Annotated in this window: 23 protein-coding genes; 2 read left to right on the top strand and 21 right to left on the bottom strand. The window is 73.8% G+C overall.

Annotated elements, in window-relative coordinates:
* Positions 1-14: 14 nt before the first annotated feature.
* Positions 15-2,072, bottom strand: a complete 2,058-nt coding sequence (locus tag IEX42_RS03280) for an NADH:flavin oxidoreductase (protein ID WP_188778189.1) — start codon at positions 2,070-2,072, stop codon at positions 15-17.
* A gap of 119 nt (positions 2,073-2,191) precedes the next feature.
* Between IEX42_RS03280 and IEX42_RS03285 the strand changes: the two genes are divergently transcribed.
* Positions 2,192-3,097 carry a LysR family transcriptional regulator gene (locus IEX42_RS03285; RefSeq protein ID WP_188778191.1) on the top strand — a complete coding sequence of 302 codons (906 nt, stop codon included), beginning with the start codon at positions 2,192-2,194 and terminating at the stop codon, positions 3,095-3,097.
* 228 nt (positions 3,098-3,325) lie between these two features.
* Here IEX42_RS03285 and IEX42_RS03290 read toward each other — a convergent pair whose 3' ends face one another.
* The 5 genes from IEX42_RS03290 to IEX42_RS03310 form a co-directional block, all read right to left on the bottom strand.
* Positions 3,326-4,657: an RsmB/NOP family class I SAM-dependent RNA methyltransferase gene (locus IEX42_RS03290; protein ID WP_229660558.1), complete on the bottom strand. Its 1,332-nt coding sequence runs from the start codon at positions 4,655-4,657 to the stop codon at positions 3,326-3,328.
* A 2-nt stretch (positions 4,658-4,659) separates the two neighbouring features.
* Entirely contained in the window at positions 4,660-5,586 is a 927-nt protein-coding gene (gene fmt, locus IEX42_RS03295; protein ID WP_188778193.1) for a methionyl-tRNA formyltransferase, read from the bottom strand.
* Between the two features lie 3 nt (positions 5,587-5,589).
* A complete protein-coding gene (gene def / locus IEX42_RS03300) occupies positions 5,590-6,132 on the bottom strand; it encodes a peptide deformylase (protein WP_188778195.1) in 543 nt (180 codons plus the stop codon).
* Between the two features lie 144 nt (positions 6,133-6,276).
* Positions 6,277-8,346: a primosomal protein N' gene (locus tag IEX42_RS03305; RefSeq protein ID WP_229660559.1), complete on the bottom strand. Its 2,070-nt coding sequence runs from the start codon at positions 8,344-8,346 to the stop codon at positions 6,277-6,279.
* A 58-nt stretch (positions 8,347-8,404) separates the two neighbouring features.
* The gene (locus IEX42_RS03310) at positions 8,405-9,301 is read right to left on the bottom strand and encodes a sulfite exporter TauE/SafE family protein (RefSeq protein WP_188778198.1); all 897 of its coding nucleotides are present in this window, start codon (positions 9,299-9,301) and stop codon (positions 8,405-8,407) included.
* Positions 9,302-9,449: 148 nt separating this feature from the next.
* Here IEX42_RS03310 and IEX42_RS03315 point away from each other — a divergent pair, with 148 nt between their 5' ends.
* Complete coding sequence (locus tag IEX42_RS03315) at positions 9,450-11,153, top strand: cation:proton antiporter (protein ID WP_188778200.1); 1,704 nt, start codon at positions 9,450-9,452, stop codon at positions 11,151-11,153.
* 22 nt (positions 11,154-11,175) lie between these two features.
* On the opposite strand, the gene IEX42_RS03320 is transcribed toward IEX42_RS03315, so the two are convergent.
* From IEX42_RS03320 to pyrR, 15 genes are all read right to left on the bottom strand, one after another.
* On the bottom strand, positions 11,176-11,427 hold the full coding sequence (locus IEX42_RS03320) for a TraR/DksA family transcriptional regulator (RefSeq protein ID WP_229660560.1): 252 nt from the start codon (positions 11,425-11,427) through the stop codon (positions 11,176-11,178).
* Between the two features lie 95 nt (positions 11,428-11,522).
* Positions 11,523-12,716, bottom strand: coding sequence for a methionine adenosyltransferase (gene metK, locus IEX42_RS03325; protein ID WP_229660561.1), 1,194 nt, complete (start codon positions 12,714-12,716; stop codon positions 11,523-11,525).
* Positions 12,717-12,856: 140 nt separating this feature from the next.
* The gene (gene coaBC / locus IEX42_RS03330; RefSeq protein WP_229660562.1) at positions 12,857-14,179 is read right to left on the bottom strand and encodes a bifunctional phosphopantothenoylcysteine decarboxylase/phosphopantothenate--cysteine ligase CoaBC; all 1,323 of its coding nucleotides are present in this window, start codon (positions 14,177-14,179) and stop codon (positions 12,857-12,859) included.
* A 19-nt stretch (positions 14,180-14,198) separates the two neighbouring features.
* Positions 14,199-14,549, bottom strand: coding sequence for a DNA-directed RNA polymerase subunit omega (rpoZ, locus tag IEX42_RS03335; protein WP_229660563.1), 351 nt, complete (start codon positions 14,547-14,549; stop codon positions 14,199-14,201).
* 71 nt (positions 14,550-14,620) lie between these two features.
* Positions 14,621-15,154: a guanylate kinase gene (gene gmk, locus IEX42_RS03340; protein ID WP_229660941.1), complete on the bottom strand. Its 534-nt coding sequence runs from the start codon at positions 15,152-15,154 to the stop codon at positions 14,621-14,623.
* 70 nt (positions 15,155-15,224) lie between these two features.
* A complete protein-coding gene (gene mihF, locus IEX42_RS03345; protein ID WP_188778206.1) occupies positions 15,225-15,545 on the bottom strand; it encodes an integration host factor, actinobacterial type in 321 nt (106 codons plus the stop codon).
* Between the two features lie 153 nt (positions 15,546-15,698).
* Positions 15,699-16,145 carry a hypothetical protein gene (locus tag IEX42_RS03350; RefSeq protein ID WP_188778208.1) on the bottom strand — a complete coding sequence of 149 codons (447 nt, stop codon included), beginning with the start codon at positions 16,143-16,145 and terminating at the stop codon, positions 15,699-15,701.
* 25 nt (positions 16,146-16,170) lie between these two features.
* A complete protein-coding gene (pyrF, locus tag IEX42_RS03355) occupies positions 16,171-17,010 on the bottom strand; it encodes an orotidine-5'-phosphate decarboxylase (RefSeq protein ID WP_268236424.1) in 840 nt (279 codons plus the stop codon).
* A complete protein-coding gene (locus IEX42_RS03360) occupies positions 17,007-18,041 on the bottom strand; it encodes a quinone-dependent dihydroorotate dehydrogenase (protein ID WP_188778210.1) in 1,035 nt (344 codons plus the stop codon). The genes pyrF and IEX42_RS03360 overlap by 4 nt, the downstream gene beginning before the upstream one ends.
* Positions 18,038-21,421 carry a carbamoyl-phosphate synthase large subunit gene (carB, locus tag IEX42_RS03365; protein WP_188778217.1) on the bottom strand — a complete coding sequence of 1,128 codons (3,384 nt, stop codon included), beginning with the start codon at positions 21,419-21,421 and terminating at the stop codon, positions 18,038-18,040. The genes IEX42_RS03360 and carB overlap by 4 nt, the downstream gene beginning before the upstream one ends.
* A gap of 3 nt (positions 21,422-21,424) precedes the next feature.
* Positions 21,425-22,567, bottom strand: a complete 1,143-nt coding sequence (gene carA / locus IEX42_RS03370) for a glutamine-hydrolyzing carbamoyl-phosphate synthase small subunit (RefSeq protein ID WP_188778226.1) — start codon at positions 22,565-22,567, stop codon at positions 21,425-21,427.
* A complete protein-coding gene (locus IEX42_RS03375; RefSeq protein WP_188778228.1) occupies positions 22,567-23,037 on the bottom strand; it encodes a PH-like domain-containing protein in 471 nt (156 codons plus the stop codon). The genes carA and IEX42_RS03375 overlap by 1 nt, the downstream gene beginning before the upstream one ends.
* Complete coding sequence (locus IEX42_RS03380) at positions 23,034-24,332, bottom strand: dihydroorotase (RefSeq protein WP_188778229.1); 1,299 nt, start codon at positions 24,330-24,332, stop codon at positions 23,034-23,036. Before IEX42_RS03380 ends, IEX42_RS03375 begins: the two co-directional genes overlap by 4 nt.
* Positions 24,329-25,300, bottom strand: a complete 972-nt coding sequence (locus IEX42_RS03385; protein ID WP_188778231.1) for an aspartate carbamoyltransferase catalytic subunit — start codon at positions 25,298-25,300, stop codon at positions 24,329-24,331. The genes IEX42_RS03380 and IEX42_RS03385 overlap by 4 nt, the downstream gene beginning before the upstream one ends.
* Positions 25,297-25,881, bottom strand: a complete 585-nt coding sequence (gene pyrR, locus IEX42_RS03390; RefSeq protein ID WP_188778233.1) for a bifunctional pyr operon transcriptional regulator/uracil phosphoribosyltransferase PyrR — start codon at positions 25,879-25,881, stop codon at positions 25,297-25,299. The genes IEX42_RS03385 and pyrR overlap by 4 nt, the downstream gene beginning before the upstream one ends.
* Positions 25,882-26,006 lie beyond the last annotated feature (125 nt).

Here is a 26,006-nt window from a genome sequence, read left to right on the forward strand (position 1 = left end):
CGGTCGGGTGCGGGTCATGCCGTCACGCACAGCCGCAGCGCGTCGTACACCGCGGCGTGGATGTTGCGGCTGGCGACGGCGTCGCCGATGCGGAACAGCTGGTAGCGGCCGGCCTCGTTGCGGACCACCTCCTGGGGACGCCCGGTGAGCAGGGCGTCGTGGTCGACCTCGCCGAGGTTGGTCGAGCCGGGGACGAGCGCGTGGTACAGCTCGTCGTTGGGCAGCGTGCCGTGCTCGACGACCACGTGGTCGACCTCGCGCTCGACGAGCCGGTCCGCGTAGTCGCTGGCCAGCGTGGCGACCAGCGGGCTGTCGGTGCCGCGGCGTACGCCGACCAGCCGCCGCGCCGGGGTGAGCAGCACGTCGGCCTCCGCGAACGCGCGCAGGTACGCCGGGGAGTTCATCGACCCCACCGAGACGGCCACCGCCCGCTCGGGCGTGACCAGCTCGACGCGAGCACCCAGCCGACCCAGCTGCTCGGTGGCGTCCAGCGCCGGCTCGCCGCCGTGGTCGTCGTACACCAGGACGCGCTGGCCCGGGCGGAGCCGACGGCTGGTGCCACCCATCACGTCCCAGGTGTCGAGGACGAGCTCGGAGCCTGTGACGGTGCCCCCGACCGTCGGGTCGGGCACACCGCCGGTGGCGACCACGACGAGGTCCGGCTCGAGGGCGAGCACGTCGTCGACCTCGGCGTAGGCGCCGAAGCGGAAGTCGACGTCCGCGTGCTTCGCCTCGGCCACCCGCCAGTCGACGATGCCGACCAGGTCGCGGCGGCGGGCCGAGGCCGCCGCGAGCAGCACCTGGCCGCCGGGCCGGTCGGCCGCCTCGAGCACCGTCACGGCGTGGCCGCGCTCGCCCAGGACCCGGGCCGCCTCCAGCCCGGCCGGCCCGGCACCGACCACCACGGCCCGCCGGCGGCGGCCGAGCGTGACCGGCACGCGGTGCGGCAGCGTCTGCTCGCGCCCGGTGGCGGGGTTGTGCAGGCACTTGGCGTCACCGGACTCGTAGATCGCGTCCAGGCAGTAGCTCGCGCCCACGCACGGGCGCACCCGGTCCTCCTCGCCCCGGGCGACCTTCTCGACCAGGTGCGGGTCGGCCATCTGCGGGCGGGTCATCCCGACGAGGTCGAGCAGACCGTCGCGGATCGCGTGCCGTGCGGTCGAGACGTCCCCGATCCGGGCGGCGTGCATGACGGGGACGCCGAGCGCACGTCGTACCTCCCCGGCGAAGGTGAGGAACGGCGCGGTCGGCGTCCCCATCGAGGGGATGGTCGCGGCGAGTCGGGCGTCGGAGTCCAGCCCGCCCTTGATGACGGAGAGGAAGTCGACGCCGTGGTCGAGGTAGCGGCGCATCACCGGGACGGTGTCCTCGACGCCCAGACCGCCGGGCAGGCACTCGTCCATCGCCATGCGTACCCCGACGACGAAGTCCGGGCCGACGGCCTCCCGTACGGCGTCGAGCACGCGCAGCGGGAAGGTCAGCCGGGCCTCGGGGTCGCCGCCGAACAGGTCGTCGCGGTCGTTGGTGACCGGGGAGACCCAGGCGTCGAAGAGGTGGCTGTACGACTCGATCTCGATGCCGTCCAGGCCGGCGTCCTGGCAGCGCTGCGCCGCCTCGGCGAAGTGCCGCACGATCCGGTCCACGTCCCACGCCTCGGCCACCTTGGGGAACGAGCGGTGCTGCGCCTCGCGCTGGGCCGAGGGGTAGACCAGCGGCAGCCAGTCGCCGGAGAAGCTGCTGGTCCGACGGCCCAGGTGCGTCACCTGGCACATCACCGCGGCGCCCGCCTCGTGGACGTCGTCGGCCAGCCGCCGCAGCCACGGCACGACCTCGTCGCGGTAGAGCAGCATGTTCCCGAACGACGGAGGGCTGTCCGGCGAGACCACGGCCGAGCCGCCGATCATCGTCAGCCCGACGCCACCGCGCGCCTTCTCGAGGTGGTAGAGCCGGTAGCGGTCCTTCGGCATCCCGTCCTCGGTGTACGCCGGCTCGTGCGACGTGCTCACCACCCGGTTGCGGAGGTCGAGGTCGCGCAGCCGGTAGGGCTGGAGCAGAGGATCGAGGAGGGCCACGTCCTCATCCTGGGACCGAGGCGCGAACCGTGAAAAGCGCGCAGCATTGCCGGAAAGCGTGCGATCTCGTTCACTGTTCCCTACCAGTGTCCGGCGGTGTGCACGAGGGGGGATCGGGCATGATCGATGCACGGCTGCGTGTTCTTCGCGTGGTGGCGGACCGGGGCACCATCGCCGCTGCGGCGGAGGCGCTGGCGTACACCCCCTCCGCGGTCTCGCACCAGATGCGCACCCTGGCGCGCGACGTGGGTGCCGTCCTCCTCGAGCCAGAGGGCCGCGGCGTCCGGCTCACCCGCGCTGCCCGGCTGCTGCTCGAGCGCACCGACGAGCTGTTCGTGCGCTGGGAGGAGATCCACGCCGAGGTGCAGCGCACACTCGGCGAGACCACCGGGCGACTGAGGCTCGCCGGATTCTCCACGGCCGCGTCGGTGCTCCTGCCCCCCGTGGTGGCCGCCGCGCACCGCACGCTGCCCCGGACCTCCTGCCACATCGTCGAGGCGGACCCGGAGGTGTGCTTCGAGATGCTGCTGGCCGACCGGGTCGACGTCGCCGTCGTCGTGGCCACCAACCCGCTGCCGCCGTCCGGCGACCGCCGCTTCGAGCAGCACCCGCTGATGGTCGACTCGCTGGAGCTGCTCGTACCCAAGGGGCACCACCTCGAGAACCGCCCCTGGGTACGCCTGGCCGACGCCGCACACGAGGAGTGGATCCTCGACCGGCCCGGGCGCCCCTACCACCAGCTGACCTCCGCGGCGTGCACCAGCGCCGGCTTCACCCCGGCAGCCGCCCACGAGATCGTCGAGTGGGACACCTGCGCGGCGCTGGTCGCCGCCGGGCTGGGGGTCGCACTGGTTCCCCGTCTGGCTCGGCTGCCCGTCAGCGACGACGTCGTACGCCTGCCGCTGCGCGGCGACGGCGCACCGGTGCGGCACATCCGCACGATCATCCGCCGTGGCACCTCCGACCAGCCCGAGATCGCGCTCGCGCTCTCCGAGCTCCAGCGTGTGGCAGCCTCGCTCGCCTAGGGCGTGTCTCTCCATTCTGGCCGTCCGCTGAACGTCGTCCAACGCGTGCGATGGCACCTCCGGGGTCCCCGCGGGAGCGCGAGCGCAGCGAGCGCTCTCGTGGGGTGGTGGCTTGGCGCGGGAGCGAAGGCGGGCCGGGGCCCGGCGAGCTGTCGCAACGCAGCCAGCGCGCGTGATGGGCGGCGGGCAGCAGGCCACGAATGGGGAGGCATGCCCTAGAGCCGCGGTCTAGAGGCGCCGCAGCACGGCGAGGAACATCGCGTCGGTGCCGTGCCGGTGGGGCCACAGCTGCACCGTGCCGGGCAGGTGCACACCCGCGGCGTCGACCGCCTCGGGCACGAGCGGCACCGCGTCGGCGAGGTCGACGTCGTCACGTCCGGCCAGGACCTCGCGCACCACGCCCGCGGTCTCCTCGACGACCGGGGAGCAGGTCGCGTACGCGACGACGCCGCCGGGTCGCGTCGAGTCCAGCGCCGACTCGAGCAGCGCACGCTGGAGCGGGACGAGGGCGGACAGGTCGTCGGGAGTACGACGCCATCGGGCCTCCGGGCGTCTGCGGAGCGCCCCCAGGCCGGTGCACGGGGCGTCGACGAGCACCCGGTCGAACCGGCCCGCCGCCCACGGCGGACGGGCGCCGTCCGCGGTGACCACGCCGGCCGTCGTCCCCACTGCGCGTGCCACGAGGCGAGCGCGATGCGGCTGACGCTCCGCCGCGACGAGCCGAGCGCCGCACTGGGAGGCGAGCGCCCCGAGGAGTGCCGCCTTGCCGCCGGGTCCCGCGCACAGGTCCAGCCACGCCCGGTCGGGGCCCTCGACCTCGGTGCGCGCGAGCGCGAGCGCGACGAGCTGCGAGCCGGCGTCCTGCACCCCGGCCCGCCCCTCACGGACCGCAGCGACCTCGCCGGGGTCGCCACCCTCGAGGACGACCCCGAGGGGGCTGATGCTCGGTGTCCCCGGGAGCTCGGCCACGTCGCTCAGCCCAGGACGCGCGACCAGCGTCACCGCCGGCCGGTCGTTGTCGGCGGCGAGCAGCGCGTCCAGCTCGTCACCGCGCTCCCCCAGCGCCTCGGCGAGCCGCTCGACCACCCAGCGCGGGTGGGAGTGCACGACGGCGGCGTGACCGACGGGATCGGCGTCGGGGTCCGGCGCCACCCGACGCAGCCAGCCGTCGAGGTCGTGCGCGCCGACCTTGCGCAGCACGGCGTTGACGAAGCCGGACGGCCGGTGCCCGACCCGGCGCCGGACGAGGTCGACGGTGGTCGCGACGGCGGCATGGCTGGGGACCCGGGTGGCCAGCAGCTGGTGGACGCCGAGGCGCAGGGCGTCGCGGACCTCGTCGTCCGGCGGTCGGTCCACGACGGCGGCGAGGACCGCGTCGTACGTCCCGAGGCCGCGGAGCGTCCCGCCGACCAGCTCGGTGGCGAGGGCGGCGTCGCGGCCGGTGACCGACCGCTCGCGCAGCAGCGCGGGCAGGGCGAGGTTCGCGTACGCGTCCTGGGCGTGGACCGCCCGCAGGACGTCGTACGCCACGAGCCGGGCGGGATCGACCTTGCCTGCCACGCTCAGTCCAGCCGCGTGCCGTCGGGCAGGTCCGCTCCGCGGGCCCAGTCCACAGCGGCCATCGCGCGCCTGCCGGGTGGGGTCACCTCGCCGAGGGTCACGGGATCGGTGCCGGTGCCGACGTGCACACCCGCCCTCGTCGCGATGACCTCGCCGGGGGCGAGTGCAGGCGCCCCGGGGACCAGCGTGACCGGGCCGAGCTTCATCCGCTCCCCGCCGAGGGTGGTCCAGGCGCCGGGCGCCGGGGTGGTGGCACGGATCCGACGGCTCACCCAGGGGGCCGGCTCGGTCCAGTCGACCCGGGCGTCCGCCGCCGTGATCTTCGGCGCGAGGCTCACCCCGTCGGTGGGCTGCTCCTGGGGCCACACCGAGCCGTCGGCCAGCCCGTCGAGGGTGGCGACGAGCAGTCCCGCACCGCCCTCGGCGAGCGTGTCCAGCAGGGTCCCGGCCGTGTCGTCGGGGCGGACGAGCTGGGTCATGACACCGAAGGTCGGGCCGGCGTCCAGCTCCTTCACGATCCGGAACGTGGTCGCGCCGGTGACCTCGTCGCCGTGCAGGAGGGCGTGCTGCACCGGCGCCGCGCCACGCCACGCGGGCAGTACCGAGAAGTGCAGGTTGACCCAGCCGTGCTCCGGGATGGCGAGCGCGTCGTCGGGGACGAGGGCGCCGTACGCCACCACGGCCACGACGTCGGGCTCCAGCGCACGCAGCCGCGCCTGGAAGTCGGGATCGCGGGGGTGTGCGGGCTTGAGCACCGGCAGCCCGAGCTCCTCGCCCCGGACGGCGACGGGCGAGGCGGTGAGCACCCGCTTGCGGCCGACCGGCGCGTCGGGGCGGGTCACGATGCCGACCACCTCGTGGTCGGAGGTGGCGAGCGCCTCGAGCGGCGGCAGCGCGACGTCGGGCGTACCGGCGAACACGACGCGCATCCTCTACAACCCCTTGCCGAGCATCGGGTGCGGCGAGACCTTGACCTGCGGCGGGCCGCCGAACCACTCCGACTCCCGGATCACTCGCATCGCCTCGCGCCGTGACTCGCGGTCCAGCCGGTCGATGAACAGCACTCCGTCGAGGTGGTCGGTCTCGTGCTGGATCGCCCGGGCGAGCAGCGCCGACCCCTGGACGACCAACGGCTCGCCGTGCATGTCGAAGCCGTGCGCGACGACGTCCTGGGCACGTAGGCAGTCGATGGACAGGTCGGGGATGGACAGGCACCCCTCCGGCCCGAGCTGCGTCTCCTCCGACAGCGTCAGGGTCGGGTTGACCAGGTGCCCGGTCTCCCCCTCGACGTGCCAGGTGAACACCCGCAGGCCCACCCCCAGCTGCGGCGCCGCGAGCCCGGCACCGGGCGCGTCGAGCATCGTGTCGGTCAGGTCGGAGACCAGCCGGCGCAGCTCGGCGTCGAAGTCGACGACCGGCTTGGCGGGCGTACGCAGGACCGGGTCACCGAGCAGGCGGATGGGCTGGACGGACACCCGGCTCAGCCTAGGCGGCGGCACCTACCCGTCGAGTGGTGCCCCGTACCGGTCCCAGTGGTGCGTTCTGCCGGACCGTCTCCGGCAGAACGCACCACTCGAGCCGGCAGGAGGCACCACTCGACGGGTAGGGGACGCGCACAGTCAGCCGAGGCGGAGGGGGTCGAGCTGGACGCGTACGTGCGACAGCTTGCGGGCCGAGCGGGTGCGCTGGAGGTCGCCGAGGGCGGTGGCCAGCGCCTCGCCGTCGGCGCGTGGGACCCGGACGACCAGGCGGAGCCGGCGCTCGTCGTCGGTGTGGTCGCGCTCCTCCTCCGGCAGCGGGACCGGGCCGAGGACGTCGGCGGCGCGAGGCAGCGCCAGCGACTCGCGGGCCTCCTCGAGCTCGGCCTCGCTGCCCGTCAGGGTCGCGATCCGGGAGGCCGGCGGCAGGTGGGCGGAACGCCGCTCCTCGATCAGGCGGTCGGCGAACCCGCCGGGGTCCCAGCGGACCAGGGCCTGCACCGCGGCCTCGCCGGAGTCGCCGACGACGAGCACACGACCGCCCGGACGCACCAGACCGGCCGCATCGCACCACCGGCGGTACGCCTCCTCCTCCGCACGCAGGTCGGCGCGGCCCAGCAGCAGCCAGGTGTCGAGCAGCACGACGGCGGCATAGCCGCCCTCTGCGACCGGCTCGGCCCCCGTCGTCGCCACGACGATCGCCGGCCGGTCCGGGACCGTGGCGAGAACCGAGTCGCCGGCCGAGGTACGCACGGGTACGCCCGGGAAGCTGCGACCCAGCTCCTCGGCGGTGCGGTGCTCACCCACCACCGGGGCCCGTAGCCCGTGGCCGCCACAGACCGCGCAGGTCCAGCCCGGTGCCGGGGTCGCGCACCAGCCGCACACCGGGGCGGCATCACGGCGCGGGACGGTGAGCGGCCCGTGGCACACCGCGCAGGTCGCCGGCGTGCGGCAGCGGTCGCAGGCGAGGCGTACGGCGTAGCCCGCCCTCGGCGTCTGCACCAGCACGGGGCCGCGCTCGAGCGCGTCGCCGACCAGCCGGTGCGCCTCGGCCGGAAAGCGGGCGGACCGCGCGGCAGGGTCCCGCTCGAGCGCGCGGTCCGAGGCGCCGGCGACCGCGACGGAGACCCGCTCGCGCACCCGGTCGCGAGGGGCGGAGACCTCTCTCGCCCACCCGGTACGCAGGAGGTACGCCGCCTCGACGCTTCGCGCCCAGCCCGCCACGACCGCCGCGCACCCGGTCTCACGGGCGCGCAGCAGCAGGACCTCCCGGGTGTGGGGGTACGGCGCGCGCGGCTCGGCGAAGAGGTCGTCGCCGTCGTCCCAGATCGCCACGAGCCCGAGGTCCCGGACCGGCGCGAACGCTGCCGCCCTGGTGCCGATCACGATCCGCACGGCACCCCGGGACACCTTCAGGAACGAGGCGTAGCGCCGCGAGGGCCCCTCGTCCGCACTGAGCACCACGTGCCGGTCCGGCCCGACCAGCGCAGTCAGCGCCGCGTCAAGCCGGTCGACGTCACGGCGGTCGGGGACGCAGACCAGCGCCCCGCGACCCGAGGCGGCCGTCCCCGCGGCCGCTCGGGCCAGCCCGTCGGCCCAGTCGTCGCCGGGCAGCACCGACCAGACCACGCGGGGCGAGTCGCCTGCGGCGAGCCCGTCGACGATCTCCGCCCCTGTGTCGTACGACGTCCAGAGCGCGGGTGCCGGGGCGGCGACCGGCGGCGCCACCGGGCTCTCCTGCTTCTCTGCCCTCGCGTGCCGCGGCGGCACCGCCAGGCGCAGGACGTCGGACCGGGTGCCGGCCCAGCGGGCGGCGACCCGCGCCGTCAGCGCAGCCACCTCGGGGGTGAGCACCGACTCGGCACCGACCACGCGGCGCAGCGGCTGCAACCGGCCCGTGTGCGCGGACTCCGCCACCCGCTCGAGGACGAACCCGGGCACCTCCTGACCGGCGAAACGCACCTTGACCCGGACGCCGGGCTGCGCCGCGGCGGCCATCGACTCGGGGACGAGGTAGTCGAAGGGCCGGTCCAGGTGCGCCAGCGGCAGGTCGACGAGCACCCGGGCGACAGGGTCGATGTCGGCCGGCACGGCCGGGGGCTTGGCCTTCGGCGCTCCTGAGCGGCGCACCTCGCGGGCCGTACGACGTGCGGCGTCGGGCAGCCCGGGCAGGCCCGGCTGCTCCTCGGCCGCCTCCTCCCCGCTCCCCACGCCGGCGATCCAACCAGCCGCCGCCGACGTCCGGCGAGGTGGTGCGGCGCGCGACGGCTCAGACCGCGACCGGCTCGGGCACCTCGTCGGTGAGGATCGTCGCGCGACGCTCCTGCCGCACGGCCCAGACGATGCCGACGACCCAGGCGAGCGCGACGACGCCGGCCAGCAGACCGACCAGGCCGCCACCGGCACCCAGCGCCTGGGCGATGGTCGTGGTGTTGGTGAGGATGATCAGGCCGCCGGCCGCGACGCCGAGCACCCGCGCCGGGAGCCTCTTGACCAGCCAGGCAGCGAAGGGAGCGGCGATCACGCCACCCACGAGCAGCGCGCCGGCGTAGCCCCACTCGATGCCCTGGGACCCGAGGGCGAACAGGAACCCGAGCGAGCCGCCGACGGCGACGACGAACTCCGAGGTGTCGATCGAGCCGACGACCTTGCGGGGCTCGAGACGACCGGACGAGAGCAGCGTCGTGGTGCCGACCGGACCCCAGCCACCGCCGCCGATGGCGTCGAGCGCCCCGCCGACCAGGCCCATCGGCGCGAGCAGTGCCGCGGCCGGGCGCGAGTGGAAGGTCGGTCGACGGCCGCCGAGGGCCAGGAAGCGGAACACGACGTACGCCCCGAGCGCGAGCAGCAGCCCCGCGATCCACGGCTTCGCGGCGTCCCCGTCGAGGCTGGCGAGGAACGTCGCCCCGACGAAGGCGCCGATGAAGCCCGGCACCGCCAGGATCGAGACCGTCCGCCAGTCGACGTTGCCCAGCTTGTGGTGGGACAGGCCCGAGGCGAGCGAGGTGCCGATCTCGGAGAAGTGCACGGCGGCCGAGGCCGCGGCCGGTGCGATGCCGACGGCCAGCAGGAGCGTCGAGGACGTGACGCCGTACGCCATCCCGAGCGAGCCGTCGATGAGCTGGGCGAGGAGGCCGACCAGGCCGAGGACGATGAGCTTGCGCACGAAGGGGACCTTCCGGACGAGCAGCCGCGTCGCGCGTCTGCCTTCTCGACTGAACAACTAAATATTAGCGTGTTCATCGTCCCGATGTACTCGACTGCTGGACCCGGCGTGACAGCGGCGTGCAAGCGCGATGGCCCACGATGTCGGCATGGACTTCACGATCCTGGCCGTCCTTGCCGTGCTCGTTCTCGTCGCCATCACCGTCCTCGCCCCACGTGTCGGCGTCGCGGCACCGCTGCTCCTCGTGGCGGCGGGCGTGCTGATCTCGCTGGTGCCGGGCGTGCCGACGGCGGAGGTCGACCCGGAGATCGTCCTCGCCGGCGTGCTGCCACCGCTGCTGTACGCCTCCGCGGTGAACATGCCGGCGCTCGACTTCCGCCGAGACCTGAGGACCATCAGCGGCCTGTCGGTGGTGGTGGTCGTCGTCTCCGCGGTCTCGATCGGCGGGCTCGTCTCCTGGCTGGTGTCCGGTCTGGGCTTCGCCGAGGGGACGGCTCTGGGTGCCATCCTCAGCCCGACCGACGCCGTCGCGACGTCGATCGTGCGCCGTACCGGCGTGGCCCCTCGGCTGATCACGCTCCTGGAGGGCGAGGCGCTGCTCAACGACGCGACCGCACTGGTGCTGCTGCGCTCGGCGGTGGCGGCGGTCGCCGGCAGCGTCTCCCTGCTCGACGTCGGGATCGACTTCGTGCAGGCCGTCGTCGTGGCGGTCGTGATCGGCGTCGTGGTCGGCGGGCTCAGCCTGGGCGTCCGCGCACTCGTCGCCGACGCGACCCTGGCCTCCGCGATCTCGTTCGTGGTGCCGTTCATCGCCTACGTCCCCTCCGAGCGGCTGGGCGGGTCCGGTCTGGTCGCGGTGGTCGTGGCCGGTCTGATCACCGGCTACCGCGGCGTCGTCGAGCTCCGCGCGCAGGACCGGCTCGCCGAGCAGGTCAACTGGTCGACGATCGCCTTCCTCCTCGAGAGTGCGGTGTTCCTGCTGATGGGCCTGCAGGTCGGTCCGCTGGTCGACGACTTCCGCGCCGAGAACGGGTCGGTGGGCCGTCTGGCCCTGCTGGTGGTGATCGGTCTGGCGAGCCTGATGCTGGTCCGAGCCGCGTACGCGGGAGCCGTCCTGCTCTCGCAGCGGCGGATGCTGCGCAGCATCCCGGCGCTCCGACCGCGGATCGACCGGTTCCGGGAGTACCTCTCCTCCCCCGACGCGCAACGTCTCTCCGAACGCCGGCGGACCCGGGCACACGCCTCGCTGGTCCGCCACGAGTCCGACCTGCGCTTCTACGCCGAGCAGCCCCTAGGCCGGCGGGACGGCACGGTCCTCGTCTGGGCGGGGATGCGCGGCGCGGTGACCCTGGCCGCCGCGCAGACCCTCCCCTCCGACACCGCGCAGCGCCCGCTGCTGGTGCTGTCCGCCTTCGCGGTCGCGGTGCTCAGTCTTCTCGTCCAGGGCGGGAGCCTCGCCTGGCTCGTCCGGCGGCTCGGGGTCGAGGCCGACCGCAGCCGGACAGTGTCCGAGCAGGTGGACGCGCTGACCGCGGCCATGACCGATCTCGCCGATCAGCGCTGCGACGACGTCGCCAGGGACGGCCTCGACGGGGTGCCCGTCGACGACGCCGCGGTGCGACGAGCCAGGCAGGAGTCCCGTCTCGACCGGTCCACGAGCTGGGCGGGGCCGGAGGGTCCCGAGCAGGAGGACCGGATCGCGGCGTACGCACGGGTGCGCCGTGCCGTGCTGAGCGACCAGCGCAGCACGCTGGTCGAGATCCGCGCGAGCGGTCGCTACGACAGCGAGGCGCTCACCGAGCTGCTCACCCGTCTCGACCGGGCCGAGCTCGCGCTCTCCACCGTGGAGTGACCCGGGCCGGTTCAGGGCTCGGTCAGCGCGCGCAGTCGATGCACAGCGTGGCGCCGGGGCGCGCCTCCAGGCGACCGGGTGCGATGGGTCCACCACAGCTCCGGCAGCGGCCGTAGTCACCACGTGCGTGCCGCGCCAGCGCCTCCTCCAGCCGCCGCTGCGTCGCCTCGGCGCTCTCCAGCACCGCAGCGAGCTGCTGGCGCTCGAAGGCGATGGTCGCGCCCTCGGGGTCGTGCTCGTCGTCGGCGTTGGTGTCCCTCGACGCGGCCTGCACGTCGGCCAGGTCGGCGCGGAGCGCAGCGACCCGCGCCCCGGCATCGGCCAGGGCGCGGGTCAGCTGGTCGCGCAGGGGGTCCCCCTGGGAGGCGCTCAGACGCCGGCGGCCTTCTTGAGCGCGTCGACCCGGTCGGTGCGCTCCCAGGTGAACTCGGGCAGCTCGCGACCGAAGTGGCCGTACGCGGCGGTCTTGGCGTAGATCGGGCGGAGCAGGTCGAGGTCCGCGACGATCGCACCCGGGCGGAGGTCGAAGACCTCGAGGACCGCCTGCTGGATCGTCTCGTCGTCGACGACGCCGGTGCCGAAGGTCTGGATGAAGACGCCGACCGGGGCGGCCTTGCCGATCGCGTACGCGACCTGCGCCTCGCAGCGCTTGGCCAGGCCGGCGGCGACGACGTTCTTGGCCACCCAGCGCATCGCGTACGCCGCGGAGCGGTCGACCTTGGACGGGTCCTTGCCGGAGAAGGCGCCACCACCGTGGCGGGCCATGCCGCCGTAGGTGTCGACGATGATCTTGCGCCCGGTCAGTCCCGCGTCACCGTGCGGGCCGCCGATCACGAACTTGCCGGTGGGGTTGACCAGCAGCCGGTAGTTCTCGCTGGGGATGTCGAAGTCGGCCAGCACGGGGTCGATCACGTGCTTCTTGATGTCCGGCTGCAGCTGGGAGTCCAGGTCGATGCCGTCGGCGTGCTGGGTGGAGAGCACCACCGTGTCGACACGCACCGGGTTGTCGTCGGCGTCGTACTCGATGGTGACCTGGGTCTTGCCGTCGGGACGCAGGTAGTCCAGCGTCCCGTCCTTGCGCACGGCGGTGAGCCGCTCGGAGAGCCGGTGGGCCAGCGTGATCGGCAGCGGCATCAGCTCGGGGGTGTCGTCGCACGCGTAGCCGAACATCAGGCCCTGGTCGCCGGCACCCTGCTTGTCCAGCGCGTCGACGGAGCCGGTACGCGACTCGTGACCGGTGTCGACACCCTGGGCGATGTCGGGCGACTGCTTGCCGATCGCGACCGAGACGCCGCAGGCGCTCCCGTCGAAGCCCTTGGCCCCGGCGTCGTAGCCGATCTCGTTGACCTTGGCGCGGACCAGGTCGCTGATCTCGGCGTACGCGGTCGTCGAGACCTCGCCGGCGACGACCACGAGGCCGGTGGTCAGCAGCGTCTCGACCGCGACCCGGCTGTGCGGGTCCTGCTCGAGCAGTGCGTCGAGCACCGAGTCGCTGATCGCGTCGGCCATCTTGTCGGGGTGACCCTCGGTCACCGACTCAGAGGTGAACAGGCGTCCAGGCACGTCGTCTCTCCCATCGGGCCCCCCACGGGGCTCCGCTTCGTTTGGCATCTTGCTGGGGTGGGCAGGTTCGGTAGGGCGGCTCGGAGCGAGAAGTCCGCGCGCGTCCGCCGAGCACGGTATCGCCCCGCGTGGAGCGAGCCTCAGAGGTCCCGAGACTCGGACGCGTGGCGACCGCCCGCATCGGGCTCGGCGGCGGCTCCTCGCGACGGGTCGAGCAGAGCGACGACGCGGTCCCAGACCACGTGGGCCAGAGCGGACTTGCTCCCCTGGGGCACGTCGTACGGCGACGCACCGACCGCCAGGAGCACCGCGGAGTTGTCCGGGCGGCCGAAGACCGCTCCCCCGCCGACGTCGTTGACCACGAGCAGGTCGCATCCCTTGCGGGCCAGCTTGGCGCGCGCGTGGTCGATGACGGAGCCGTTCGCGTCGCCGGTCTCCGCCGCGAACCCCACGATCACCGGCGAGGTCTCGTCGCCGCGGTCGGCCACCAGACCGGCGAGCACGTCCGGGGTCTCGCGCAGCTCGATCGACGGCGTGCTGCCGTCGGAGGACTTCTTGATCTTGGCCCCGGCCAGCGAGACCGGCGCGAAGTCCGCCGGCGCGGCGGCCATGACGACCACGTCGGCATCGGCGCTGGCCGCGACGACCTGCGTCTGGAGCTCCTCGGTCGTCTCCACCTCGCGGACCTCGACCCCGGCCGGCACCGGCAGGTCGGTGTTGGCGGCGACCAGCGTCACCTCCGCGCCCCGCAGCGCGGCCGTACGGGCCAGCGCGAAGCCCTGCAGGCCCGAGGAGCGGTTGCCGAGGAAGCGGACGGGGTCCAGCGGCTCGCGGGTGCCGCCCGCAGACACGACGACCCGGCGGCCCTCCAGGTCCCGGCCCACGTCGGAGCCGCCGCCTCGTCGCTCGTGGAGGTCGAGGGCGGTCGCGTGGATCTCCTCGGGGTCGGGCAACCGGCCGCGCCCGGTGTCGGGCCCGGTCAGCCTGCCCACGGCCGGGTCGAGGACGACGTACCCGTGCCGACGCAGCGTGGCGACGTTCTCCCGGGTGGCCGGGTGCTCCCACATCTCGGTGTGCATCGCCGGCGCGAGCAGCACCGGGGCCCGCGACGTCAGCAGCGTGCTGGTGAGCAGATCGTCCGCGCGCCCCTGCGCTGCGCGCGCCATCAGGTCGGCCGTCGCGGGGGCGACGACCACGAGGTCGGCCTCTCGGCCGAGCCGGACGTGCGGCACCTCGTGCACGTCGTGCCAGACCTCACTCGCCACCGGGCGCCCGGACAGGGCGGCCCACGTGGGCTCGCCGACGAACTGCAGCGCAGCGGCCGTGGGTATGACGGTCACCTCGCACCGGGACTCGGTGAACAGGCGCAGCAGCTCGCAGGCCTTGTACGCCGCGATCCCCCCGCCGACGCCGAGGACGACGTGGGGACGTGTCGACGCCGCGCCGGGCACCGGGGCAGTCACCGCTCGGGGCCGGTCGCGCTCAGGCCTCGGTGTCCTCGGGCGAGGGCTCGCCGAGCACCTCGGGACCCTCGTCGACCTCGGCCACGACGGGGACGTTGATGCCGTCCTCGGGGTCGCCGTCCTCGCAGGTCAGCAGGTCGTCGTTGATCTCGCGCAGCGCGATGGAGAGCGGCTTCTCCTGCACGTGCGTCTCGACCAGCGGGCCGACGTACTCCAGCAGGCCCTCGCCGAGCTGGGAGTAGTAGGCGTTGATCTGACGGGCCCGCTTGGCGCTGTAGAGCACCAGTCGGTACTTCGAGTCCGTCTTGGTGAGCAGGTCGTCGATCGGCGGGTTGGTGATGCCCTCGGCGAGCGGCTGGGGACCAGGCATGTGTGGATGAGCCTCACGGTGGTGGGAGACAGAGACGGCGCGGACCCGAGGACCGACGAGCGGTCAGGGGGTCACAGACCCATGAAGCCTACCAACTCGGCAGCGGCAGCGGGAATCTCGTGGTTGACGACGACCTCGTCGAACTCGGGCTGGGCGGCGAGCTCCTCGCGCGCGGTCTCGAGCCGACGCTCGCGCTCGCGCTCGTCCTCGGTGCCACGGCCGACCAGCCGGTGGACCAGCTCGTCCCAGGACGGCGGGGCGAGGAACACGAAGCGCGCCTCGGGCATCCGCTCGCGCACCTGGCGGGCGCCCTGGAGATCGATCTCCAGCAGGGCCGGACGTCCCTGGGCGAGCGCCCGGTCGACGGGGCGCCGCGGCGTGCCGTACCGGGCCCGCTTGTGCACGACCGCCCACTCCAGGAGCTCGTCCTCGGCGACGAGCCGGTCGAACTCGGCGTCGTCGACGAAGTGGTAGTGCACGCCGTCGACCTCTCCGGGTCGGCGCGTGCGCGTGGTCGCCGAGACCGAGATCCAGACGTCGGGGTAGTGCGCGCGGACGTACGCGGCGACGGTTCCCTTGCCGACGGCCGTCGGGCCGGCGAGCACGGTGAGCCGGGCCGTGCCGCCAGGACCGCCGGCCTCGACGCCTTGGCGGCCCCGGCCCTCGGTCGCGCCGTCAGTCACCGTCGGTGAACTCGGCGACGAGAGCCCTCGTCTGGTTGATCCCGAGCCCGCGCACCCGCCGGGTGCGCGAGATGTGGTGCCGGTCCATCAGCTGCTCGGCACGAACCTTGCCCACCCCCGGCATCGACTGCAGCAGGTCGAAGACCCGCATCTTGCCGATCACCTCGTTGCTCGACCCCTCGTCGAGCACCTCCGCGATGGATGCCCCGGAGCGCTTGAGCCGCGCCTTCACCTCGGCACGCTCGCGGCGCGACGCGGCCGCCTTCTCCAGCGCCGCCTGGCGCTGCTCGGGAGTCAGATCCGGCAGGGGCACGATCCTCGAGACCTCACTTCGCGAGTGGCACGCGGGGCCTGCTGGCGGCCCTGCGTCGAACGGTGGTGCCGGAACGGTACGTCGGCACCGGCGCTCGGCAGAATCTAGTCACCCCTCGGGAGGGACTGCAACGCCGCCTCCTCCGCACTCCGCTCAGAGTCCGATGTTGACCTTGCACACGTCGCGCGCCTGGGTCTCGATGCCGTCCGCCGCCTCGGTCACCGCCGAGGAGGCGAGCACGTCGGCGGCACCGGTGATCGCGGCCCGGTCGTCGGCGCTCAGGGTCGTCGGCAGGCTGCCGCGCACCTCGCCGGGTCTCAGGCCGGCAGCGTGGACGGCGTCGTCGAGCCCCTCGACGGCGTTGAGGAAGGTCTGCCACTCGTCGGTCAGGTCCTCCGGTGCCTTCGCACCGACCTGCCGCAGGGTGGGCAGGCCGGTCAGCAGCGCCCCGGGAGTGGTGGCGTTGACGATCTCGCCGAGAGCGGCCTGGTCCGAGCGCAGCTGGTCGCAGTACGCCTCCCCGGGGTCCCCGCAGCCGGCGACCGCACCGCCCAGCAGCAGGCACACCGCCAGCGCGGCACCTGCTCCGCGTCCGCTCACGCCGCCCACCATGCCTCGGCCGCGCTCAGGAGCCCAGCAGGTCGACGAAGGCGTCGTTGGCACGCTGCGCGGCGTCGCGGAGCGCCGCCACACCGGGACCGGCGCCGAGCACCTCGCGCGACGAGCTCGGGAGCACCCGGGGCAGCACGCCGGCGAAGGTGCGACGGACCGACTCCGGCGTCCCACCCTGGGCGCCGACCCCGGGGACCAGGAGCGGCCCGCCGATCGCGAGGTCCTCCTCGGTGTCGCCGATCGTCGCCCCGACGACGGCGCCGAACGAGCCGTGCTCGGAGCCCTCGTTGAGCCCCCGCAGCCAGGACAGCACCGCGCCGGCGACGCTCGACCCCTCGGTCGTACGCGCCGCCTGCACCTGGGGCGCCTCCGGGTTGGAGGTGAGCGCGAGCACGAAGAGCCCCGCACCGTGCCGGCGGGCGGTGCCGACCATCGGGTCGAGGCTCCCGGTGCCGAGGAACGGGCTGGCCGTGACCGCGTCGACGGCCAGCGGCGAGGTCTGGTCGAGGTACGCGTCGGCGTACGCCTGCGAGGTCGACCCGATGTCACCCCGCTTGACGTCGAGCAGGACCAGCGTGCCGGCTGCGCGGAGGTCGGCGACCGCACGCTCGAGGACCGCGATGCCGGCCGACCCGTGCCGCTCGAAGAAGGCCGACTGCGGCTTCACCACGGCGACCTGCCCGGCGAGCGCCTCGACGAAGGTGCCGGCGAAGCGGTCCAGCCCCTGCGGGCTGTCGGGCAGGCCCCAGGCCTCGAGCAGCGGGGCGTGCGGGTCGAGGCCGACGCACATCGGCCCACGGGAGGAGACCGCTGCGTGCAGCCGCTCGCCGAAGGGTGCGGTCGTCGACGTCACTGTCGCCTCCTGAGCGCTCGGTTGACCCGCGAGGGCCACAGCGGCCCCTCATAGATGAAGGCGGAGTACGCCTGCAGCAGGTCGGCGCCGGCGTCCAGCCGCTCCCGCGCCTCGTCGACCGAGCCGACGCCACCCACCCCGACCAGCGTGAGCGCGTCACCGACGTGGCCGCGCAGCAGGCGCAGCACCTCGGTGGACCGGGCGGCCAACGGGGCCCCGGACAGACCGCCCGCCCCGGTGGCCGCGACCTCGACTCCGGGCGTGCGCAGCCCGTCCCGTGCGATCGTCGTGTTCGTCGCGACGACGCCGTCCAGCCCCTCGGCCAGCGCCAGGTCGGCCACCGCCAGGACGTCGTCGTCGTCGAGGTCCGGAGCGATCTTGACCAGCAGCGGCACCCGTCGGTCCCCGGAGACCGCGTCCGCCTCCTGACGTACGCCGGCGAGGATCGGCTGCAGCCGCTCGACGGCCTGCAGCGCCCGCAGCCCGGGGGTGTTCGGCGAGCTGACGTTCACGACGAGGTAGTCGGCGTACGGCGCCAGCAGCCGTGCCGAGAGCCGGTAGTCGCCCTCGGCGTCGGCCTCGTCCACCACCTTGGTCTTGCCGATGTTGACGCCGAGCACCGTGTCGCTGCGACGGCCGGAGACGGCGCGTCGCCGGAGTCGGGCCGCCACGGCCTCGGCGCCGTCGTTGTTGAAGCCCATCCGGTTGACCAGCGCCCGGTCGGCGGGGAGCCGGAACAGCCGCGGCGTCGGGTTGCCGGGCTGCGGGTGCCCGGTGACGGTGCCGATCTCGACCGAGCCGAAGCCGAGCGCGGCGAGCGCGTCGACCCCGGTGGCGTCCTTGTCGAAGCCAGCGGCGAGGCCCAGGACGGCGGGGAACTCCAGCCCCATCGCACGCACCGGCGACCGCCAGCCGCGTACCACCTTCCGGGCCAGCGGCCGTCCGGCCCGGACGGCCGCGGACCCGACCCGGTGCGCCCGCTCGGCGTCGACCCGGGTGGCCGCGTGCTCGAAGAGAAGGCGATAGGTCACGGGGCCGCCGGAAGGTCCGCGCCGTCCGGGGCCGGGCGTACCGCCGCGGCCCAGTCCTGCAACGACCGCACGCCGACCTCGCCGCCGAGCATCGCCTCGATGCCCTGGACCGCGGCCCAGAGGCCCTGCACGGTCGTCAGGCAGGGCACGTTGGCCTGCACGGCCGCGGTACGGATCTCGTACCCGTCCGTCCGCGCCGACCCGCCGGCCGTCGCGCCGTACGGCGTGTTGACGATGAGCGCGATCTCTCCCGCCGCGATCCGCTGGACGGTGGTCGGCTCGCCGTCGGGGCCCTCGCCCTGGAAGTGCTTGCGCACCACCGTGGCATCGACGCCGTTGCGGCGCAGCACCTCCGCGGTGCCCTGCGTGGCGAGGATCTCGAAGCCGTGGTCGGCCAGCACCTTCACCGGGAAGACCATCGTCCGCTTGTCCCGGTTGGCCATCGAGACGAAGATCCGCCCCTGCGTGGGCAGCGGGCCGAAGGCCGCGGTCTGCGACTTCGCGAACGCCGTCCCGAAGGTGGCGTCGAAGCCCATCACCTCGCCGGTCGACTTCATCTCCGGGCCGAGCAGCGTGTCGACCGAGGTGCCGTCGGGCAGGCGGAACCGGTTGAACGGCATCACCGCTTCCTTGACCGCGATCGGCGCGTCGCCCGGCAGCAGCCCGCCGTCGCCCTCGGCCGGCAGCGCACCGGAGGCCCGCAGCGAGGCGATCGACTCCCCCAGCATCACCCGCGCGGCCGCCTTGGCCAGAGGCGTCGCGGTCGCCTTCGACACGAACGGCACCGTCCGGCTCGCGCGCGGGTTGGCCTCGAGGACGTAGAGGACGTCGGCCCCCAGCGCGTACTGGATGTTGATCAGGCCGCGCACCCCGACCCCGCGAGCGATCGCCTCGGTGGCCGCCCGGATCCGCTCGACCTCGGTGGCGCCGAGCGTGATCGGCGGGAGCGCGCAGGAGGAGTCGCCGGAGTGGATCCCGGCCTCCTCGATGTGCTCCATCACGCCACCGAGGAACAGGTCCTCGCCGTCGAACAGCGCGTCGACGTCGATCTCGACCGCGTCGTCGATGAACCGGTCGACCAGGACCGGGCGGTCCGGCGAGACCTCGGTCGCCGTCGCGATGTAGCCCGACAGCGCGTCGTCGTCGTACACGATCTGCATGCCGCGCCCACCGAGGACGTACGACGGCCGCACCAGCACCGGGTAGCCGATCTCGGCGGCGATGTCCCGCGCCTGCTCGAAGGTGGTCGCGGTGCCGTGCTTCGGTGCGGTCAGCCCCGCCTCGGCCAGGACGCGGCCAAACGCGCCGCGCTCCTCGGCCAGGTCGATCGACTCGGGCTGGGTGCCGACGATCGGCACGCCGGCGGCCTTCAGGCCCTCCGCCAGACCGAGGGGCGTCTGACCGCCGAGCTGGCAGATCACGCCGGCGACCGGTCCGGCCGCCCGCTCGGCGTGCACCACCTCGAGGACGTCCTCGAGCGTGAGCGGCTCGAAGTACAGCCGGTCGGAGGTGTCGTAGTCGGTCGAGACCGTCTCGGGGTTGCAGTTGACCATCACGGTGTCGTAGCCGCGGCCGCCGTTGACGCCGGACTCCGCCGCCCCCTTCGCGGCCGACAGCGCCAGGGAGGCGTGCACGCAGGAGTAGTCGAACTCGATCCCCTGCCCGATCCGGTTCGGTCCCGAGCCCAGGATGATCACCGCCTCGCGCTCGCGCGGGAGCACCTCGCTCTCCTCGTCGTAGGAGGAGTAGTGGTACGGCGTGGCCGCCGCGAACTCGGCGGCACAGGTGTCCACGGTCTTGTAGACCGGCCGGATCCCCAGCGCGTGACGCACCCCGCGGACCACGTCCGGCCGCAGGTCGCGGATCTTGCCGACCTGCTCGTCGGAGAAGCCGTGCCGCTTGGCGCGGCGCAGCACCTCGGGCGTCAGCTCGACGCTGGCGGCGACCTCGCGGGCCACCTCGTTGATCAGCGCGAGCTGGTCGACGAACCACGGGTCGATGCCGGTGGCGTCGAGGACCTGCTGCTCGGTGGCGCCGGCACGCAGGGCGTCCATCACGAGCTTGAGCCGACCCTCGTGGGGCACGGCGGCGCGCGCCAGCAGGTCCTCGGCGTCGAGGTCGACCCAGTCGTGGGACCAGTCGAAGACCGACCCGGGTCGCTCCAGCGAGCGCAGCGCCTTCTGCAGCGCCTCGGTGAAGCTCCGGCCGATCGCCATCGCCTCGCCCACCGACTTCATGTGCGTGGTGAGCACGGGGTCGGCGCCGGGGAACTTCTCGAACGCGAACCGCGGCACCTTCACCACCACGTAGTCCAGCGTCGGCTCGAAGGCCGCCGGCGTCGTGAGTCCTCCGGGCCGGGTGGTGATGTCGTTCGGGATCTCGTCGAGCGTGTAGCCGATCGCCACCTTCGCGGCGATCTTCGCGATCGGGAAGCCGGTCGCCTTCGAGGCCAGCGCGCTGGAGCGGGAGACCCGCGGGTTCATCTCGATGGTCACCACCCGCCCGTCGGCCGGGTTCACCGCGAACTGGATGTTGCAGCCACCGGTGTCGACGCCGACCTCCCGGATGATGCCCAGCGACAGGTCGCGCAGGTGCTGGTACTCGCGGTCGGTGAGCGTCATCGCCGGCGCGACGGTGATCGAGTCGCCGGTGTGCACGCCCATCGGGTCGAGGTTCTCGATGGAGCAGACGATGACCACGTTGTCGGCGTGGTCGCGCATCACCTCGAGCTCGTACTCCTTCCAGCCGATGATCGACTCCTCCAGGAGCACCTCGGTGGTCGGGCTGAGCGAGAGCCCCGCACCGGCGATCCGGTGCAGGTCGGCCTCGTCGTACGCCATCCCCGAGCCGGCGCCGCCCATGGTGAAGCTGGGCCGCACGACCATCGGGTAGCCGAGCTCGTCGGCGGCGCCGAGGCAGTCGTCGATGCTGTGGCAGATCCGCGAGCGCGCCACCTCGCCGCCGAGCTTCTCGACGATCTTCTTGAACGACTCGCGGTTCTCGCCGCGGTTGATCGCCTCGATGCTGGCGCCGATCAGCTCGACGTCGTACTTCTCCAGGATGCCGAGCTCGTCGAGCTGCATCGCCGCGTTGAGCGCCGTCTGCCCGCCCAGGGTCGCCAGCAGCGCGTCGGGGCGCTCCTTGGCAATCACCTTCTCGAGGAAGGTCGGCGTGATCGGCTCGACGTACGTCGCGTCGGCGAACTCCGGGTCGGTCATGATCGTCGCCGGGTTGGAGTTCACCAGGACGACCCGGATCCCCTCCTCGCGCAGCACCCGGCAGGCCTGGGTGCCGGAGTAGTCGAACTCGCAGGCCTGGCCGATCACGATCGGGCCGGACCCGATCACGAGGATCGACTCGATGTCGGTGCGCTTGGGCATGTCTCAGGCCTCCCGGTCGAGCAGGTCGGTGAAGCGGTCGAAGAGGTACGCCGCGTCGTGGGGGCCGGCGGCGGCCTCGGGGTGGTACTGGACGGAGAAGCCACGCAGGTGCCCGTCGGCGTCGCGCAGCTCGAGCCCCTCGACGACGTCGTCGTTGAGGCACACGTGGCTGACCCTCGCGGTGCCGTACGGGGTGTCGACGTGATCGGACGGCGCGGCGGGCCACTGCACGGCGAACCCGTGGTTGTGCGCGGTGACCTCGACCTTGCCCGTCGTACGGTCCATCACCGGCTGGTTGATGCCCCGGTGGCCGTAGCCGAGCTTGTAGGTGCCGAACCCGAGCGCCCGGCCGAAGAGCTGGTTGCCGAAGCAGATCCCGAAGTACGGCACGCCCGCCTCGAGGGCGCCCTGCAGCAGCGCGACCTGGTCGGTGGTCGCGGCCGGGTCGCCGGGACCGTTGGAGAAGAACAGCCCGTCGGGTGCGACCGCGAGCACCTCCTCCAGCGTGGAGGTCGCCGGCAGCACGTGCGTCTCGATGCCGCGCTCGGCCAGCATCCGCGGCGTGTTCGCCTTGATCCCGAGGTCCAGCGCCGCGACGCGGAAGCGCGGACCGGAGGTCGAGCCTGTCGAGACCGCGGGGACGACGTACGCCTCGCTCGTCGAGACCTCCGAGGCGAGCTCGGAGCCGGCCATCTCCCCGGACTCCCGCACCCGGTTCAGCAGCGCCTCGGGGTCGGTCTCCGTCGTCGAGATCCCCACCCGCATCGCCCCCCGGTCGCGCAGGTGCCGGGTGAGCGCGCGCGTGTCGACACCGCTGATCCCGACCACGCCCTGCTCGCGCAGCGCGTCGTCGAGCGAGCGCCGCGAGCGCCAGCTGGACGGGATCCGTGCGGGGTCGCGGACGACGTACCCGCTCACCCAGATCCGCGACGACTCCGGGTCCTCGTCGTTCATCCCCGTGTTCCCGACGTGCGGGGCGGTCATCACCACGACCTGTCGGTGGTACGACGGGTCGGTCAGCGTCTCCTGGTAGCCGGTCATCCCGGTGGAGAACACCGCCTCCCCGAACGTCTCGCCGGACGCGCCGTAGGCCTCCCCGCGGAACGTCCGACCGTCCTCGAGGACGAGCAGCGCCTGCTCCGTCATCAGTGCTCCTTCCGGATCTTCGCGACCGCGCGCGACCACTCGCGGTGCGTCCTCTGCATGTCTGCTCGCCCCTCGTCGGCCGTGGCCGGGGACCCCCGCCTCGCCGCCGGGCGCTGCAGGCAGAACCCGGTGTCGAGCACCTGCCCGTCGTGCCTCCAGCGGAGGACGAGCGCGCCCTGCGGGCCGACCCCTCCGGCCGGGAACGACTCGGCGTCCCGCGCCGAGGTCAGGCCCGCGGCCGGGATCCGGAAGGCCGCGCCCAGCCGGACCACGTCGACGCCGTCCTCCGAGAGCTGGATCCGGGCGCTCCCCGCCCGGCCCAGCCCGTGGTCGCGCAGCCGCCGGTCCCCCGCCACCGTGCCGAGGTAGCGGCCCGCCCCCTGGAGCAGAGGGTGGGGCAGGTCGGCCACCTTCGGTGCCGGCTCCAGCGGGGCGAGCGCCGGCGCACGCCGGCCGCGCAGGCCCCTCACACCAGCTCCCCGTCGAGCACGGTGGGTCGGCCCCGGAGGAAGGTCGCGACGACGCGGCCGGGCAGCTCCATCCCCCGGTACGGCGTGTTCCGCGACAGCGAGGCGGTGCGGGTCTCGTCGACCGTACGGACGGCCGAGGGGTCGTAGAGCGTGATGTTGGCCGGCTCGCCGACGGCCAGCGGCCGTCCGTGCCCGCCGAGCCGTCCGATCCGTGCCGGCGCCGCCGACATCCGCTCGGCGACGCCGGCCCAGTCGAGCATGCCGGTGTCGACCATCGTCGCCTGCACCACCGACAGGGCGGTCTCCAGACCGGTCATCCCGAACGCGGCGGCCGGCCACTCGCAGTCCTTGTCCTCGTGCGGGTGGGGCGCGTGGTCCGTGGCGACGACGTCGATGGTGCCGTCGGCCAGGCCGGCGCGCAGCGCGGCGACGTCCTCGGCCGAGCGCAGCGGCGGGTTGACCTTGTACGTCGGGTCGTACGTCGCGGCCAGCTCGTCGGTGAGCAGCAGGTGGTGCGGACAGGCCTCGGCGGTGACGTCCCACCCCTTCTGCTTGGCCCACCGCACGATCTCCACCGAGCCGGCGGTCGACACGTGACAGACGTGGAGCCGGGAGCCGACGTGCGCGGCGAGCAGGCAGTCGCGGGCGATGATCGCCTCCTCGGCCACCGCCGGCCAGCCCTGCAGGCCCAGCCGCCCGGAGAGCTCGCCCTCGTTCATCTGGGCGCCCTCGGTCAGCCGCGGCTCCTGGGCGTGCTGGGCGACGACGCCGTCGAAGGCGCGGACGTACTCCAGCGCCCGACGCATCAGGGCGGGGTCCGCGACGCACTTGCCGTCGTCGGAGAAGACCCGCACCCGCGCCGCGGAGTCGGCCATCGCGCCGAGCTCGGCCAGCCGCTCGCCACCGAGACCGACGGTCACCGCCCCGACCGGCTGCACGTCGCAGTGCCCGGCCTCGGTGCCCAGCCGCCACACCTGCTCGACCACACCGGCGGTGTCCGCGACCGGGTCGGTGTTGGCCATCGCGTGGACCGCCGTGAAGCCGCCGCGCGCCGCGGCGGCGGTCCCGGTCTCGACCGTCTCGGCGTCCTCACGGCCCGGCTCGCGCAGGTGGGTGTGCAGGTCGACCAGGCCGGGCAGCGCGATCAGGCCGCGCGCGTCGTGCGTCTCCAGCGCGACGCCGTCGCGCGGCGCGGCGGTTTCGGCCCCGAGAGAGGCGATCACGCCGTCGCGCAGCACCAGGTCGGCGACCTCCCCACCCGGCAGCGTGGCGTTCACGATCAGGTGGTCGGTCATCGGGCTCCTCCTGCCTCGGGGACTCCGGCGATCGCGGGCTCGCTGCCGCCGAGCAGCAGGTAGAGCACGGCCATGCGTACGGCCACCCCGTTGGTCACCTGCTCGACGATCACCGACCTGTCGGAGTCGGCCACGTCGGCGGTGATCTCCATCCCCCGGACCATCGGCCCGGGGTGCATCACGATCGCGTGCTCGGCCAGCTTCGCCATCCGGCGCCCGTCGAGGCCGTAGCGGCGGGAGTACTCCCGCACCGTCGGGAAGTACGACGCGTTCATCCGCTCGCGCTGCACGCGCAGCATCATCACGGCGTCGGTCTTCGGCAGCACCGCGTCCAGGTCGTACGACGTCTCGACGCCCCAGCTCTCCACGCCGTACGGCAGCAGCGTCGGCGGGGCGACCAGCGTCACCTCGGCGCCCAGCGTGCGCAGCAGCAGCGCGTTGGAGCGGGCCACCCGGCTGTGCAGCACGTCGCCCACGATCGCCACCCGACGCCCGTCGAGCCCGCCGCTGGACGTGCCCAGGTGGCGCTGCAGCGTGAACGCGTCGAGGAGCGCCTGCGTGGGGTGCTCGTGGGTCCCGTCGCCGGCGTTGACCACGCACGAGCGGGACCAGCCGGCGGTGGCCAGCCGGTGCGGCGCCCCCGAGGCCCAGTGCCGGCACACGACGGCGTCGGCCCCCATCGCCTCCAGGGTGAGCGCGGTGTCCTTGAGCGACTCCCCCTTGCTGACCGAGGAGCCCTTGGCGGCGAAGTTGATGACGTCCGCCGAGAGCCGCTTCGCGGCCGCCTCGAAGGAGATCCGGGTGCGGGTCGAGTCCTCGAAGAAGAGGTTGACGACCGTACGCCCGCGCAGGGCCGGCAGCTTCTTGATCGGCCGGTCGGCGAGCGAGCGGAGCTCCTGCGCGGTGGCCAGGACCAGCTCGGCGTCGTCGCGGCTGAGGTCCGCCGCCGACAGCAGGTGCCGCCTCACCGGATGGTCACCCCCTCGGCCTCGTCGTCGAGCTCGCTGAGGCGTACGGCGACCTTCTCGTGGGTCGAGGTCGGGAGGTTCTTGCCGACGAAGTCGGCCCGGATCGGCAGCTCGCGGTGGCCGCGGTCGACCAGCACCGCCAGCTGGACCGCTGCGGGGCGCCCGACGTCGTTCATCGCGTCCAGCGCGGCGCGGATGGTGCGCCCGGAGTAGAGCACGTCGTCGACCAGGACCACGGTCCTGCCGTCGATGCCGCCGGGCGGGATGTCGGTGGGCAGCAGCGCGCGGGCGGGACGCATCCGCAGGTCGTCGCGGTACATCGTCACGTCCAGCGCGCCGACCGGTACGACGACGTCCTCGACCTCGGCGATCCGGGCCGCGACGCGGTGGGCGAGCGGGACGCCGCGGGTCGGGATGCCCAGGAGAACGACGTCCTGGGCGCCCCGGTTGCGCTCGAGGACCTCGTGGGCGATCCGGGTCAGTGCCCGGTTGACGGCGGCGACGTCGAGGACGACGCGTCCGAGGGAGCTGCTCGCCTCGGGGTCGGTCCCCTGCTCGGGTTCGGGCGTGGGTGCAGGCACCGGCGCCGGACCTCCTTCCCCGCCTCTCGGGACGGTGGTTAAAGGATGTCGATCGCCGTGGACACTAGCACCCGGGCGACCACCATCCGGACCCGTCCCACCCGCGTCGCGGACCGGGGCTCGAC

The organism is Marmoricola endophyticus (genome assembly GCF_014644415.1).
Classification (GTDB): Bacteria; Actinomycetota; Actinomycetes; order Propionibacteriales; family Nocardioidaceae; genus Marmoricola; species Marmoricola endophyticus.